Origin of the sequence: Anabaena sp. UHCC 0204, from assembly GCF_009711975.1 — a bacterium.
In the GTDB taxonomy this organism is placed as follows: domain Bacteria; phylum Cyanobacteriota; class Cyanobacteriia; order Cyanobacteriales; family Nostocaceae; genus Dolichospermum.
Map to the genome: position 1 here is coordinate 36,079 of NZ_VIKW01000029.1, position 14,623 is coordinate 50,701.

The 14,623-nt window shown below is 41.4% G+C and carries 12 protein-coding genes; 7 read left to right on the forward strand and 5 right to left on the reverse strand.

Features of this window, described 5'->3' with window-relative positions:
* Window positions 1–24 precede the first annotated feature (24 nt).
* The 3 genes from rpoB to rpsT form a co-directional block, all read right to left on the reverse strand.
* Window positions 25–3,363, reverse strand: coding sequence for a DNA-directed RNA polymerase subunit beta (rpoB, locus tag FJR04_RS19900; protein WP_168497987.1), 3,339 nt, complete (start codon window positions 3,361–3,363; stop codon window positions 25–27).
* Between the two features lie 682 nt (window positions 3,364–4,045).
* On the reverse strand, window positions 4,046–4,831 hold the full coding sequence (locus tag FJR04_RS19905; RefSeq protein WP_168497989.1) for a TatD family hydrolase: 786 nt from the start codon (window positions 4,829–4,831) through the stop codon (window positions 4,046–4,048).
* A 156-nt stretch (window positions 4,832–4,987) separates the two neighbouring features.
* On the reverse strand, window positions 4,988–5,275 hold the full coding sequence (rpsT, locus tag FJR04_RS19910; protein WP_168497991.1) for a 30S ribosomal protein S20: 288 nt from the start codon (window positions 5,273–5,275) through the stop codon (window positions 4,988–4,990).
* Window positions 5,276–5,638: 363 nt separating this feature from the next.
* Here rpsT and hisD point away from each other — a divergent pair, with 363 nt between their 5' ends.
* From hisD to FJR04_RS19925, 3 genes are all read left to right on the forward strand, one after another.
* Window positions 5,639–6,934 (forward strand): histidinol dehydrogenase, encoded by a 1,296-nt coding sequence (hisD, locus tag FJR04_RS19915; RefSeq protein ID WP_168497994.1) that lies wholly within the window; start codon window positions 5,639–5,641, stop codon window positions 6,932–6,934.
* A 146-nt stretch (window positions 6,935–7,080) separates the two neighbouring features.
* On the forward strand, window positions 7,081–7,512 hold the full coding sequence (locus tag FJR04_RS19920) for a universal stress protein (protein WP_168497997.1): 432 nt from the start codon (window positions 7,081–7,083) through the stop codon (window positions 7,510–7,512).
* A 57-nt stretch (window positions 7,513–7,569) separates the two neighbouring features.
* Complete coding sequence (locus FJR04_RS19925) at window positions 7,570–8,739, forward strand: homocysteine biosynthesis protein (RefSeq protein ID WP_168497999.1); 1,170 nt, start codon at window positions 7,570–7,572, stop codon at window positions 8,737–8,739.
* Window positions 8,740–8,837: 98 nt separating this feature from the next.
* Here FJR04_RS19925 and FJR04_RS19930 read toward each other — a convergent pair whose 3' ends face one another.
* Window positions 8,838–9,860 carry a hypothetical protein gene (locus FJR04_RS19930; RefSeq protein WP_168498001.1) on the reverse strand — a complete coding sequence of 341 codons (1,023 nt, stop codon included), beginning with the start codon at window positions 9,858–9,860 and terminating at the stop codon, window positions 8,838–8,840.
* 390 nt (window positions 9,861–10,250) lie between these two features.
* On the opposite strand from FJR04_RS19930, the gene FJR04_RS19935 reads away from it, so the two are divergent.
* The 3 genes from FJR04_RS19935 to FJR04_RS19945 all read left to right on the forward strand — a co-directional run bounded on the left by FJR04_RS19935 (window position 10,251) and on the right by FJR04_RS19945 (window position 12,935).
* Window positions 10,251–11,138 carry a tetratricopeptide repeat protein gene (locus tag FJR04_RS19935; RefSeq protein ID WP_168498004.1) on the forward strand — a complete coding sequence of 296 codons (888 nt, stop codon included), beginning with the start codon at window positions 10,251–10,253 and terminating at the stop codon, window positions 11,136–11,138.
* Between the two features lie 277 nt (window positions 11,139–11,415).
* Window positions 11,416–12,012, forward strand: coding sequence for a type IV toxin-antitoxin system AbiEi family antitoxin domain-containing protein (locus tag FJR04_RS19940; protein ID WP_168498006.1), 597 nt, complete (start codon window positions 11,416–11,418; stop codon window positions 12,010–12,012).
* Window positions 12,009–12,935 (forward strand): nucleotidyl transferase AbiEii/AbiGii toxin family protein, encoded by a 927-nt coding sequence (locus tag FJR04_RS19945; RefSeq protein ID WP_168498008.1) that lies wholly within the window; start codon window positions 12,009–12,011, stop codon window positions 12,933–12,935. The genes FJR04_RS19940 and FJR04_RS19945 overlap by 4 nt, the downstream gene beginning before the upstream one ends.
* A gap of 59 nt (window positions 12,936–12,994) precedes the next feature.
* Here the strand turns inward: FJR04_RS19945 and FJR04_RS19950 are convergent, their stop codons facing one another.
* Complete coding sequence (locus tag FJR04_RS19950) at window positions 12,995–13,612, reverse strand: TMEM165/GDT1 family protein (protein WP_168498010.1); 618 nt, start codon at window positions 13,610–13,612, stop codon at window positions 12,995–12,997.
* 669 nt (window positions 13,613–14,281) lie between these two features.
* Here FJR04_RS19950 and FJR04_RS19955 point away from each other — a divergent pair.
* Window positions 14,282–14,623: EVE domain-containing protein (locus FJR04_RS19955; protein ID WP_168498012.1), on the forward strand; the 342-nt coding region annotated here is incomplete at its 3' end.

Genomic DNA, 14,623 nt, shown 5'->3' on the forward strand with positions numbered 1-14,623 from the left:
TTGTTAATTGTCAATTGTTAATTGTTATTCTTCCTCTTCCAAAGATTCACGGGAAAGGGATTCGTAGGTTGGTCTGGGTGGTGTCCGGCGGTTGGCTTGGTCCGCCATGAGGTCTACTTCCACATCGAGAGAACTACCATCTGCTTGGGTTTCTACTTTATGGACGGCAATATCCAAGCCCAAGGATTGCAACTCGCGCATCAACACCTTGAAAGATTCTGGAGTGCCGGGACGGGGAATAGCCTTACCTTTGACAATGGCATTCAGGGCTTCATTTCTACCTTGCATATCATCAGATTTGACTGTTAACAATTCTTGCAGAGTATAAGCAGCACCGAAAGCCTCCAGCGCCCAAACTTCCATTTCTCCAAACCTTTGTCCACCTTGTTGAGCTTTACCGCCCAGTGGTTGTTGAGTTACCAAAGAGTATGGTCCGGTGGAACGGGCGTGAATTTTGTCATCTACCAAATGCACCAGTTTGAGCATATAGGCGACACCGACAGTAATAGGACGGTCAAAGGGTTCACCAGTGCGACCATCGTAGACCATGATTTTTCCCGCATCATCGGGATTATATACCCAGTCTTTAGCTGTTTCGTCCCTAGCTTCTTGGAGCTTGCCATGTACCAGGCGGCGGGAAGTTTCCTCACCATACATTTCATCAAAAGGAGTAATCTTGAACCTGACACCGAGATTATGTCCAGCCCAGCCAAGGAGACATTCAAACACCTGACCCACATTCATCCGGCTGGGAACACCCAAGGGATTGAGGACAATATCCACCGGTGAACCATCAGCCAAATAGGGCATATCTTCCGCCGGGAGAATGCGAGAAATAATCCCTTTGTTGCCATGTCTCCCGGCCATTTTGTCCCCGACTTGGATTTTGCGTTTTTGGGCAACATACACCCGCACCACCATATTTGCACCAGGTGGGAGTTCATCCCCTTGTTCACGGGTGAATAGGCGCACATCCACAACGCGACCTTTTTCACCATTGGGGACTCGCAAGGAGTTGTCGCGGACATCACGGGCTTTTTCACCAAAGATAGCTCTCAGGAGTTTTTCTTCTGGGGGTTGGTCTGACTCACCTTTGGGAGTAACTTTACCCACCAAAATATCCCCAGCATCTACCCATGCGCCAATGCGGATAATGCCTTGTTCGTCTAATTGACGAAGGGAATCTTCCCCTACGTTAGGAATTTCTCTAGTGATTTCCTCTGGTCCTAGCTTTGTCTGTCTGGCTTCGATTTCATATTTTTCAATGTGAATGGAAGTATAGATATCATCCTGGACTAGGCGCTCGGAAATTAGAATTGCATCTTCGTAGTTGTAGCCTTCCCAGGGCATATAGGCGACGACGATGTTTTGTCCTAGTGCCAGTTCTCCACCTTCGGTAGAAGAACCATCTGCCAATACCTGTCCGGCGACAACTTTTTCACCAATTCTTACTAGTGGTTTTTGGTTTAAACAGGTGTCTTGGTTAGAACGCTGGTATTTGGAAAGGTTGTATCTAATTTCTTGACCTTTCTCAATTACTTGACTGCCACTGGCTGCGGACAACTGACCACTGACGCGGACACGAATTTCTGTAGCATCAACATAAACCACATCGCCATGTGTCCGGGAAACTATGACCATTCCGGAGTCTCTAGCGGCTTGTGCTTCTAAACCTGTTCCCACTAAAGGGCGTTCTGGTTTGAGGAGGGGGACAGCTTGGCGCTGCATATTAGAACCCATTAGCGCCCGGTTAGCGTCGTCATGTTCCAAGAAGGGAATCATGCTGGTGGCAACTGAGACAATTTGCACTGGGGAGACTGCTACATAATCCACTTGTTCGGGACTAGTAGTAGTCCAGTCTTGGCGATAGCGGACTGGAACTTGTGGTCCTTTGATGTAACCGTTTTCATCTAGTGGAACGTCACCTGTAGCTGTCCGGAGGTCGTCTTCTTCGTCTGCTGTCATGTAGACAGGGGGAACGTCAAATAGGACTTTACCGTTTTCTACTGGTCTAAAGGGGGTTTCTAAAAAGCCGTAAAGGTTAACACGGGCATGGGTAGCCAATGAGCCAATCAATCCGGCGTTTGGTCCTTCTGGTGTTTCAATAGGGCAAATACGTCCGTAGTGGCTGGGGTGAATATCTCGAACTGCAAAACCGGCTCTCTCTCTGGTTAAACCTCCCGGTCCCAAGGCGCTGAGGCGACGTTTATGGGTCAATTCTGCTAGGGGGTTGGTTTGATCCATAAACTGACTCAGTTGGCTTGAACCAAAGAATTCTTTGATGGCTGCTACTAAGGGTTTGGGATTGACTAGAGATGCGGGGGTGAGAACTTCAGCATCGGATACTGTCATCCGTTCGCGAATAATTCTTTCTAACCGATTTAAACCTACTCTGACTTGGTTTTGTAGTAATTCACCAACGCTTCTGACTCGGCGATTTCCGAGGTGGTCAATGTCATCAATACTACCGATGTCATATTCTAGGTTAATTAGATAATCAATAGCGGCTAGAATGTCCCCTGCTGTGAGGACGCGCATAGTGTCGGGGACGGAAAGACGGAGTTTTTTGTTGAGCTTATAACGACCAACTCGACCTAAATCATAGCGTTTGGGGTCGAAGAAACGTGAGTCTAAAAGCTGTTGTCCACCTAGTACGGTGGGTGGTTCACCTGGACGCAGTTTCCGGTATAATTCCATTAGGGCTTCTTCTTCGGAAAATTGCCCTTCTTTTTCAATGGTTTTCTGGAAGTATTCTGGATGACGGAGAGCATCAAAGATTTCGTTGTCTGATAATCCTAGAGCTTTCAGCAATACCTGGGCTGATAGTTTGCGGGTTTTATCAATCCGTACCCAAACAAGGTCATTACGATCTGTTTCAAATTTGAGCCATGCACCCCGGTTAGGAATTAAGCTGGCTGAATAGGTACGTCGTCCGTTTTTATCAATTTCTGATTTGTAGTAAACTCCAGGCGATCGCACTATCTGATTGACAATGACGCGCTCGGCTCCATTGATAATAAATGTGCCTCTATCTGTCATCAAGGGCAGATCGCCAATGAATACTTCTTGTTCTTTAATGTCTCCTGTTTCTTTGTTTAGTAGACGCGTGGGAACGTACATTTGCACTGCATAAGTGCTATCTCTCCGTTTGGATTCTTCAACACTGTATTTAGGTTCTTTGAGTTTGTAGTTATTACCTAAAAAGTGCAGTTCTAGTTTACCTGTGTAGTCTGTAATTGGACTAAAGGAGTTGAGTTCTTCTATTAGCCCTTCTTCTAGAAACCAGCGAAAACTAGAACGCTGGATTTCAATCAAGTCGGGTAACAGAAAGGCGGATTCCATGTATTTGTCGTCGTTATTCATGCCTTTACCTTTATCAACCTGGTTAAACTTTCTGTCCGCTGTTGGTGGAGTTTGCCTTGAGGCTTCATGCTAAAATATGAATTGTGGATGATGAAGGCTATATACTGTTTGGCTATTTGCTCACAGTTTTTTTACTTCACACTTCTTCATACTTCACACTTCATGTCTAATACTTCATCCTGGCTGTGAGATTCCAAAACTGAGGATTGCAGCGAGATTCGGATGGAATAGCGCAGTGTGGCGTTAGCCATGGCATTATGGATTTGTTATTGCTATGATTGTCTGGATAAGACAATTACTTTTAACGATTTTCTATAGGTTTGATATACCAAAGGATTGCTGTTTTCAAAATTTTCAGTCAACCAAGGTTGCCACAGTTTGTTATTTATTGAGAGCATCCGTTTGTAGAGATTTAAGTGGATGGACAGACAATTTTGGATTTTAGATTTAGCTGCTCAATGAGCATGAGGATTAAATTCATCCTCAGGCTAAAACCACAAATTCTCAAGCTGGCCAATATCAGGTTGATAACAGCACAAATTGAGTTTTAGGAGTTATTATCCTTCCTTTACCATTATGGCTTAACCTAAATGTTTTGGAGGGAATAATTTTAGCACATTTTTATCCTCCAAAGGTCTACTCTTGATTAAATCAGCACTAATATGAGGAACTTGATTGTCATCTATAATGCTAGACCAAATAATTTACAAGCATTTTGGGTGGTTTTCTGGGCAATTTCCTCTAATGTTTCTCCTCGTAGTTTTGCTAGTTGCTCCGCTACATAACGAACATAGGAGGGTTCATTGCGTTTTTCACCACGTTTAGGAACGGGTGATAAAAAGGGACAATCTGTTTCTATAAGCAAGCGATCGCTATTGACCATTGCCGCTGAAGCTTGGATAGTTTGAGCATTCTTGAATGTCACTGTTCCGCTAAAGCTGATGTAGAAACCTAAATCTAGAAACCATTGGGTTTCTTCTGGTGTCCCTCCCCAACAGTGCATGACACCCCGTAACCTTTCCCCCTGATTTTCTCGCCATTTTTGCAATACATCTCTGACTGCCGGTGCAGCATCACGACAATGGATGATCACTGGTAAATTGAGTTCACAAGCGATCGCTAATTGTGATGCAAACACTTCTTGCTGATGCTCGTAGTTATCGGCTTTGTAAAAATCCAACCCCATTTCCCCAATTGCGACAACTTGGGAATGAGAACTGGCCAAAGACCTGATTTGTGCGGCACAGGAGTGATCCCATTTATCAGCATCTAGGGGATGCAGCCCTACAGCAAAGCTAAGTTCAGGAAACTGCTCTGCTATTTGGCTGATACTCGCAAATTCTTGCGGGTGAACACATGAGTGTACTAATCGTACTACTCCTGCCTCTTGCCATCGAGATCGGACTGCTGCTAAATCTGGCTGAAAAACATCAAAGTTAATGTGTACGTGGGTATCTATCAGTTGCATAGCTTGTTAGTTATCCATTGCCAGTGGTTATTTAACTAATAAACTTTTAATTTGCATTGTCAGGCGGGCAAGATGCCCACTGCACAATACTTTTACTTTCAGAAAATAGGCAAATTAACAGTTTTACAGATTAGTAAACAAACCACTGACTATTGACTAAGCCGTGATTGTTTTCTGTTTTTGAGCCAATCTTGACTTCTTCCTTGCTCCATTGTTGGAGTGAAGCACGCCTTTTTTCACAGCTTTATCAATTTTGCTGTAAGCCTCGGACATTCTTACTTCCACTTCCTGCTTGAGTTCTGTTGTCGGATTAGCAGCATAAGCTTCTACAGAACTAAAGTATTTCTTCATCAGCGTCTTAACGGCTGATTTATATGCTTTATTACGCAGTCTATTACGTTCTGCGATTTGGGCGCGTTTAAGAGCAGATTTTGTATTCGCCACAGTAATTCCAAAAAAGACTATTAATTATGTACACACACTACTAGGTTTAATAAATATAGCATTATTCTTGCTGATGTTATAATTTCTGAAAAAAATTTTTTTATTTTAGACGTAATAGCTGATGTCTGGGTGAGAAAAAATAGATTAAAATGGAGTATCAGACCAAAAATAAGATGCAATCCCCAGCAATTCAGGGACAGAGGGTATAAAATTTCTAAGCTTTAGGACTTTTATAAAGTAGTATCAAAAAAAATCCAGGTTAAGCTAGAGAAGAGAACCATATTCAGCTTCATACCCTAGCAGGTAAAAAGCCCAACTGGTTCTTGTCTAAGATATTGTAAAATTTGGCATTGTCTTTACTCCATGCTGCGAATCATTACTCAGCAGGCAGACGTTGGAGCAGAACTTCAACGAATCTGCGAACGCACCCAGGACGAACAGGTACTTCACAAAGAAGCAACAGTGCGGGAAGTGTTGCAAGCGGTGAAGCGCCAAGGTGACAAAGCTGTACTACATTATACAGCCGAATTTGATCACCAAACCCTCAAAGCAGAAGAGCTAAGGGTGACAGGATCAGAACTAGATGCAGCATACCAACAGGTATCTAAGGATTTGCTCCAGTCTATTCGCCTAGCTTGCCAAAAAATAGAAACTTTTCACCGTCAGCGAGTTCCCAAAAGCTGGGTACAGTTTGGCGATGATGAAGTAGTATTGGGCAAACGCTACACCCCTGTAGACAGAGCCGGCTTATATATACCAGGTGGTCGGGCTTGTTATCCCAGTACAGTGTTAATGAACGCCATTCCGGCGAAAGTGGCAGGTGTCCCCCGTGTGGTGATGGTGACACCTGCTAGAGGCGGAAAAATGGTTAATCCTGCGGTTTTGGTAGCTGCCCAAGAAGCGGGAGTCCAGGAAATTTACCGAATTGGTGGCGCTCAAGCGATCGCTGCTTTAGCCTATGGTACAGAAACAATTCCTAAAGTCAATGTCATTACAGGACCTGGTAATATTTATGTCACCTTGGCCAAAAAATTAGTTTATGGAACTGTAGGAATTGATTCTTTAGCCGGACCTAGCGAAGTATTAGTAATTGCTGATGGAACAGCCAATCCTGTGTATGTGGCGGCTGACTTGTTAGCCCAAGCAGAACATGACCCCATGGCCGCAGCAATTTTACTGACAACGGATGCTGGATTGGCCAAAAAAGTGCAAATGGCGGTGGAAAGACAATTGGTAGATCACCCTCGACGGATAGATACGGAAAAGGCGATCGCCCATTATGGTTTAATCGTGGTGGTGGAATCCCTAGAAGCAGCAGCAGAACTTTCCAACGAGTTTGCACCAGAACACTTAGAATTAGAAGTTGCCGATCCTTGGGCTTTAATTAACCATATTCGCCATGCAGGGGCAATCTTCCTGGGTAGTTCCACACCAGAAGCAGTAGGAGACTATTTAGCTGGTCCCAATCATACCCTACCGACCTCCGGTGCAGCCCGTTATGCTTCGGCTTTGGGGGTAGAAACGTTTTTAAAACACTCAAGTATTATCCAATACTCACAAACTGCACTGCAAAAAGTAGCATCTGCCATTGACATATTAGCAACTACAGAGGGTTTACCTTCCCATGCTGATTCCGTTAGACTCAGAGTAGAGGAGTAATTGCCATTACTAAGTAAGCTAAAAACTAAAATTTTGTAAAAACGTGATATGATTTTTCTCCTACTCTGTAAGTACGGTCTCAAAAGCGTGTTCACCAAGCGTGCCGATAGTCCTTTACAGAACATTTTTTTGAGGAGACAGGAGTGGTGCTAAATACTGTTTTGGTAGCTCTGGATGGCTCGGACATCACTGAAAGAGTCATTCAGACTTTAGATAATTTGGTACTATCGCCCGATACCAAAGTTGTTCTTTGTCACGTGATTCCCACCCCAGAGGAAGATATAGAACAACCGGCAGATCGTCCGCAATCAGACTCATCTAGGACTTCCTATTTACAACTGGAAAAACAGTTGCAAACTTACCAATCGAGATTATCATTCAAAAGTGAATTAGAAGTAGTGAGTGGCGATCCAGCAGCGGAAATTATTTGCCTAGCTAACATTTATAAAGCTGAGTTGATTCTCATTGGTAGTCGCGGTTTAACTGGGATCAAGAAGATTGTCCAGGGTTCTGTGAGTAGTCAAGTAATGGAAGAGGCCAACTGTTCGGTGTTAGTAGTCAAACCAGATAAAAATTAAACCGGGGAATAGGGAATAGGGAACAGTGTTGAAATTATGATTCCGCTGAAATAAAAAATGCGAACAATTGCGGAAATTAATGAAAAAATCAGCCAGAAACGTGCTGTAGTCTGGACTGCGGAAGAATTAAAAGCGCGAGTTGCAGAAATTGGTGTCAATAAAGCTGCCAAGCAAGTAGATGTAATTACTACTGGCACATTTGAGCCAATGGAATCAAGTGGTGCAATTATTAACTTAGGACATACTGATCCACCGATTAAAATTCGGCGTTGTTGGTTAGATGGAGTACCAGCTTATGCTGGTTTTGGGGCAGTAGATTTATACTTAGGTGCTAGTTGTGCTGTTGATTCTATAGATGGGGAAGAAGTGCGAGAACGTGGTGGTGGCCATGTCATTGAGGATCTAATTGCGGGAAAATCTATCCAAGTTCGCGCTGTTGGCCAAGTTACCGATTGCTACCCTAGAGCCACATTTGAAACCACTATTACTCGTGACACTATCAATCAGTTTTATTTATTTAATCCGCGCAATCTTTATCAAAATTTTATTGTTGGCGTGAATGGAGGCGATCGCCCACTTCATACTTATTTAGGACCACTACAACCACGCTTAGGAAATGCAGTTTATTCTAACCCTGGTTCACTGTCACCCTTACTCAATGACCCCGATTTACAACTTGTTGGGATTGGGACAAAGATTTTTTTAGCTGGGGGTATTGGTTACGTCGCTTGGGAAGGGACACAACATTTCCCTCTGCAAAAACGGTTAGAAAATCGGACACCTATTGGACCATCGGCAACTTTAGCCTTAATTGGTGATGCTAAACAAATGGACGCGCGATGGATCAGAGGCTGTTATTTTAAAAGCTATGGACCATCTTTGATGATGGGTGTAGGAGTTCCATTACCAGTTTTAAATGCTGGTGTGGTAGAACGCTGTGCTGTGCAAGACAAAGACCTGGTAGCGCCAATTGTAGATTTTTCTATTCCCCGTCGTGTCCGTCCTACCTTCGGTTTAGTAAGTTACGCTCAACTTAAATCTGGGCGCATTACTATTGAAGGGAGAACGGTACGAGTAGCATCTTTAGCCAGCCTATTTCTTTCCCGAAAAGTAGCCCAGGAATTGAAACAATGGATTACAGAAGGGATATTTACCCTGACTGAACCAGTAGCTTCAATTCCTATGGAGCGTTCTTTTCTACCCCAAGACCGTTGGACGGAATTTTGACCTTGGGTAATTGGTCATGGGTCATGGGTAATAGTTTTTTCAATTACCACTAACCACTGACCACTGACCACTGACCACTGACCACTGACCACTGACAATTAATCCGCAGTTGGTTTAGGCTTTTTAACGGGCATAGGAGTGGGGGTTTTTGGTATGGGTTTGGTGATAACCGTGGGATCACCCGCTGTCTTTCTAATTGGACGAGGGGCTTCTCCATTGCGTCTGGGAAGAAATGGTCTTCTACTACCACCACCGCCACCGCCACCACCACGAGGCGCGCCTTTGAATGGTGGTCTGCGTTTTTTGGGTAAATCAGCGATCGCTTCGGCATTGACTACTACTAATGCGTCAGCTTCTCGTTTAACGTTGAAGTCCCAGAACTTACCTACAGCTTTGGTGGTTAATATGCCCTTAAGTTTCAACTTAAAATATTTAGCTTTATCGGTAGGTTTACGGGGAGCTTGTTTGATTTTCACAACTAAACTCTTTTCGTCAAAAGACTGGTAAACTACCTCACCACGCACAGAAAAGCCACCATCAGGTATTGCTGATGAAGGTTTTGGATGAATGGCTAACGCTACGCTACCGCTATCAGCAACTACTTCGGAGTTATGTAACTTTTGCGTAGTTGAATCTGGGCTGTCATCATCTAGCTCATGTTTCGCTAGATTTTCTGGTTCCCAAACGCCAACAATTTGCAGATGCAATGCGTCATTTTCTTGTCTGGTGCGGGGATAAACTACCCATAGATGTTCTTTTTCTAGGTCTAAGTGATTTTTGACCAAACTCATAATCCGACCTAAAAGGACGGCGTTGAGTTCAACCCCATCGGTAGTAAGCAGCGTTCCTTGGGTAAACTGTTCACTACTAGCTTGGTAACATCCCCTAATTAACCCAATAGCTCGGTACTGAGTGGGTTCGCTGGGGGGTGGAATTGGTTGTTCTCGATTAGCCAAATGTCCATTAGACTCAGGCTTGTTCAGGTCAATGACAGAATTTTCCAGTTTAGAGGATTGGTCTGCTAATGTATTAGCATTAACAGCGGATTCAATCTCTTTTATACCTGGTTTAGAGGCGGTAGAATTTGAAGATTCAGAAGACGGCATCAGGTCGGAATTCATAAAAACTCCTTGCGGCACAAGACATATCCCATTGTGGGATTTGACAAAGACAGATGAAAAGAGCAAGTGTATGGTTGATCAAAGTATATTCACTTTTAATCTAGCCACTTTAGAATGCCCTGTACGAACATAAAGACGCAAAACATCACATTTATACACTAAATGTGTAATTTAGCGTCTTTAATCCAGTTATGGCTAACGCCACGCTACGCTAACGGAAGCATAGCATAGCGATAATTCTGACGGGTCTTCCTAAAGTCATCACTTACTTTAGCAGGATAGATATTTATTTGTTATAAAATTCACAGACAAATGACCGTATTCCGCAAAGTTTTGGAAATTTTTAACTTTGCCATTCATCTCATGACCATTTAGGAGCAAAATAATATTGTGTCTGAATCACGTAATCGGTGGATAGTTCGAGTGGTGTTAGCTTTTGCTGTTGTGGCTTTTGTGGGTGTTTCTGTGATGCCTATACTGACAGCGTTTAATAATCCCCAATCATCACCACAAAATCAGGGCAATGGTGACAATAATGTATCTTCACCCGAACAAAAGTCAAAACTGGAAGATCAAGTCCGGGGTTATGAATTAGTTTTACAAAAAGATGCAGAAAATCAAACTGCATTAAAAGGACTTTTGCAAGCGCGTCTGGAGTTGTTGAGTCAAAAAAGCCAAGGTGAAGTTAAACCGGCGGATATTCAAGGTGTGATTGAACCTTTGGAAAAACTCTCTAAACTCAATCCTCAACAGTCAGAGTATGGGGTTTTATTAGCACAAGCAAAACAACAAATTGGCGATAAGGAGGGAGCAGCCCAAACTTACCGCTCTATTTTAACTACAAAACCCGGTGATTTAAAGGCTTTACAGGGAATGGTGAATTTACAATTAAGTGAAAAGCGCCCGGAAGCAGCTATTGGTTTATTACAAGAAAGTCTAGCTGCTGCTAATCAGGCTAATACTATTCAGCCTGGTAGTGTGGATGTAGTTGCTGTACAAGTGCTTTTAGGTAGTGTGTACGCTTTCCAAAAAAACGATACTCAGGCTGTTTCTATATATGATCAAGCGATTAAGAAAGATCCTCAAGATTTTCGTCCTGTATTAGCAAAGGCAATGCTGTTTAAGCAACAAGGGAAGGTTGATGAAGCAAAACCTTTATTTGATAGTGCCACAGCTTTAGCGCCGGCTCAGTATAAAGACGAAATTAATAAGGCAGCAGCAGTATCTAATCCTCCTGCTACTTCGTCACCTACGCCGTCACCTGTGGCTACTCCGTAAGATAAGGGCGCGGACTCTGCGCCCCTACGAGTCATGAATAGGACTTACGCAAAATACCTTTCAAACTCTCTTTCCTTCGTGTTTCCGTGGTTCGTTTTTCCGTTGCTTGTGCGTAAGTCCTACTGAATTTATTTTCCTTCTATTTTTACTTACCTTTTCAGTTTTAACGATGCGTTACAGAAAAATTTGTGATAAACTGTAGGCAATTGTTAACTACTGCTGGCACTTTATCACATTTGATAACAAAAGTGTTGGAGTTAAGTCCATTGATTTAATTATGTCAAAAACACAACAAGTGCTAGATTATGCTCGTGAAAAAGGCATAATTACAGCTAAAGACATAGAAAAACAAGGCATTCACCGAGAGTATATTAAACGCCTTGAACAGCAAGGACTACTCATACATTCTGCTCGTGGTATTTATACTTTTGCAGATGCTGAAATTACAGAAAGTCATACTTTGGCTGAAACTGCTAAACGAGTTCCTAGTGGGGTAGTTTGTCTTCTATCAGCACTCAGTTTTTATGAGCTAACTACGCAATCACCTTTTGAAGTATGGCTTGCTATTCCTCACAAACATCGTCCACCAAAAGATAATCTTCTACCTCTGAGAATTGTTTATATGTCTGGTCAATCTCTAGAAGAAGGTATTGAAGACCATCAAATAGAGGGTGTTAATGTACGGGTATATTCTTTGGCTAAAACAGTTGTGGATTGTTTTAAATTTCGCAACAAAATTGGTCTAGATGTAGCACTTGAAGCACTAAGAGAATGTTGGAGAGAAAGAAGATGCTCAATGGATGAACTATGGCATTACGCTAAAATTTGTCGAGTTCATAATGTAATGCGCCCTTATCTAGAATCACTCCCATGACATCGAAAAAGTCTACTAATATAGCAGCATCTATCCGTTCTAGATTGTTAAACTTATCTAAAAAAAGAGGGGAAGACTATAATTATTTACTAATTCTTTATCTTGGTGAAAGGCTACTATATAGGCTTAGTCAATCTCTCTATCAACAACAATTCATTTTGAAAGGAGCTACACTTTTTAAGGTATGGAATGGTGAACCGCATAGAGCGACGAAAGATTTAGATTTTCTGAGTTTTGGTAATAATGAAGTCGAACATATAGAAAAAGTTTTTCAAGAAATTTGCTTAATAGAGTGTGAAGAAGATGGCATTATTTTCTTACCAGAATCTATCAAAGCTCAAGTCATAAAAGAAGATCAACAGTATGAAGGAGTAAGAATTGAAATTATAGGAAAATTAAATAATATTCACCGTCCGCTTCAAGTTGATATTGGATTTGGTGATGTTGTTACACCCGATGCGAAAGAACAGATAATTGATACTATTCTAAATGTTCCCAAGCCAATATTGAGAATCTATCCTCGTGAAACAGCAATAGCTGAGAAATTTCAAGCTATGGTTGATTTAGGTATAAAAAATAGTCGCATGAAAGATTTTTATGATATTTGGTTTCTTTGTAAAGATTTTGAATTTCAAGGGGATTTACTTTGCCAAGCTATAGGAAATACTTTTAAACGACGCAAAACAGAAATACCAGCAAAAGAACCTTTAGCTTTTACCCAAGAATTTAGTAATGCTCCAGAGAAACAAACACAATGGAAAGCCTTTTTAAAGAAATCAAACATAGGAAAACCGCAACTTACGTTTGATGAAGTCGTTGCTGTTATTAAAAATTTTATAATGCCACCTTGTATAGCATCTGCTAAAAATGAAAACTTTGATAAAGTTTGGAATGTCGGAGGGTTTTGGAATGATATTGAATAAACGTCAAACTCAACCCTCACTGACAGGAAAAGGCTATTTTAACCTCAGTAGTTTACAGTTCATTTTCCTTTTATGGCGGCGATTATACCAAAGATGATGAAGAGGAAACCGCCGAGGAAGGTAATTTGCCGTTCGGAAATTTTACCTGAAATTAATTTACCACCGATAACGGCGATCGCTGCACAAATGGCGTGTCCTAATATTGCTCCCAGTGTCACACCAATGGGGTTATTGTTGGATGCTAGGGCTATGGTAGCTATTTGTGTGCGATCGCCCCATTCTGCTATAAATGTTAGTATGAAGGACTTGAGTAAAATTGACCAAACACTTTTTTGCTGGGAGTTATCTAAATGGGCTTTTTCTACCGCCTCTTTGGCCTCTTCTACTACTTCTTCAGTCGCAGATACAGGCATTTTACTGGCATCATAAATTAACTTCAAACCAAAGGCAATAAATAAAGTTATTTCGCCGTAATGAATGATTTGTTTGGGCAAAAAAGATACTACCTGTCCAAACATTACAGAAAGAATAGTCATAGCCGCTAAAGCAGCTACGACACCTGTAAATACCAAGCGCCGCGAGTGGTGCATGGATAATATCACAGCAATAAAAAATGTTTTATCGCCTAGTTCGGAAATGGTAATTAGTAATAAACCTGCGGTAAAAGCTGTTAGCACTCTCTTAAACTCCTGAAGGATTTTTTACCTGTGTGGAGTATCAATGAGAGCCATAAAACCTCACTGAACTCCACACTTTTAAATGTGTAGTCAGTGAAGGTCTCGCTTTCAAATACTTTATTTATTCGCTATCTAAACCAGGTTCATCACCAGTATGTTGACTTAGATATACTGAGCAGAAAATCTTGATTTACTGCCAGCAGCTACTCCCCTTCTATTAGTTATGTATAATACTATGTCTGACAGTACGAGTCAAGCCCGTTGGGAATTAAAAATTCAAAATGATGAAACTTTTTGGCATTTTTGATTACAGTGAAGTGACAGTTAAACCAGAAACAGGGCTATTAAAATGAATTGATTTTGATTTCCGAAAATTACAATTGTTGATTTAATCGGTGACAATTTGGTATAAAGTCACAAATATTAAGAATATATATATGTCATCAAATAACTATTTTGTAAAGAAATTTACGGTAATTTAAGTTCTATTTTTGAGATGAAGTATGATAAAGGAAGTTAAGTCTCCTCACACCACATTTTTGTTAAAGCCGTGAATTTATTTTCACGGTTTTTATTTTTATAGCTATTGTTATAACAATTAATTATGTCAGTAAGATCAATCGTCTCAATAATGGTATAATTTAGTTTGGTAATTATAAGTAAACGTATATGGCTTACTGGTTATTTCAGGGTAATCCCAAGTATTATCGAGTTTTAGATGCTATTAAAGAATTAGAGCAAATACCTTGGTTAGTAACTCGTTATACTAAAGATATCGCACCTGGTGATGGTGTTATGCTTTGGATATCCGGTAAGCAAGCAGGAATTTATGCAACAGCAGAAGTTATAGAACCTGCTCAATTTTTGACTCAAATACCAGATAAGAAATATTGGGTAGACTCTACAAGGGCTTTGGGAAAACAACAAGCGATAATTAGATTTACGAATAAACTGATAGAATCTGCTTTACTAAAAAACAGGTTACAACAAGACTCTATAGTTAAAAACTTA

Bases quoted from the DNA above. Each gene is read 5' to 3' on its own strand.
- hisD (WP_168497994.1), top strand. From the start codon at position 5,639: ATGCTGCGAATCATTACTCAGCAGGCAGACGTTGGAGCAGAACTTCAA.
- rpoB (WP_168497987.1), bottom strand. From the start codon at position 3,363: ATGAATAACGACGACAAATACATGGAATCCGCCTTTCTGTTACCCGAC.
- FJR04_RS19945 (WP_168498008.1), top strand. From the start codon at position 12,009: ATGACATCGAAAAAGTCTACTAATATAGCAGCATCTATCCGTTCTAGA.
- FJR04_RS19925 (WP_168497999.1), top strand. From the start codon at position 7,570: ATGCGAACAATTGCGGAAATTAATGAAAAAATCAGCCAGAAACGTGCT.
- FJR04_RS19905 (WP_168497989.1), bottom strand. From the start codon at position 4,831: ATGCAACTGATAGATACCCACGTACACATTAACTTTGATGTTTTTCAG.
- FJR04_RS19930 (WP_168498001.1), bottom strand. From the start codon at position 9,860: ATGAATTCCGACCTGATGCCGTCTTCTGAATCTTCAAATTCTACCGCC.
- FJR04_RS19940 (WP_168498006.1), top strand. From the start codon at position 11,416: ATGTCAAAAACACAACAAGTGCTAGATTATGCTCGTGAAAAAGGCATA.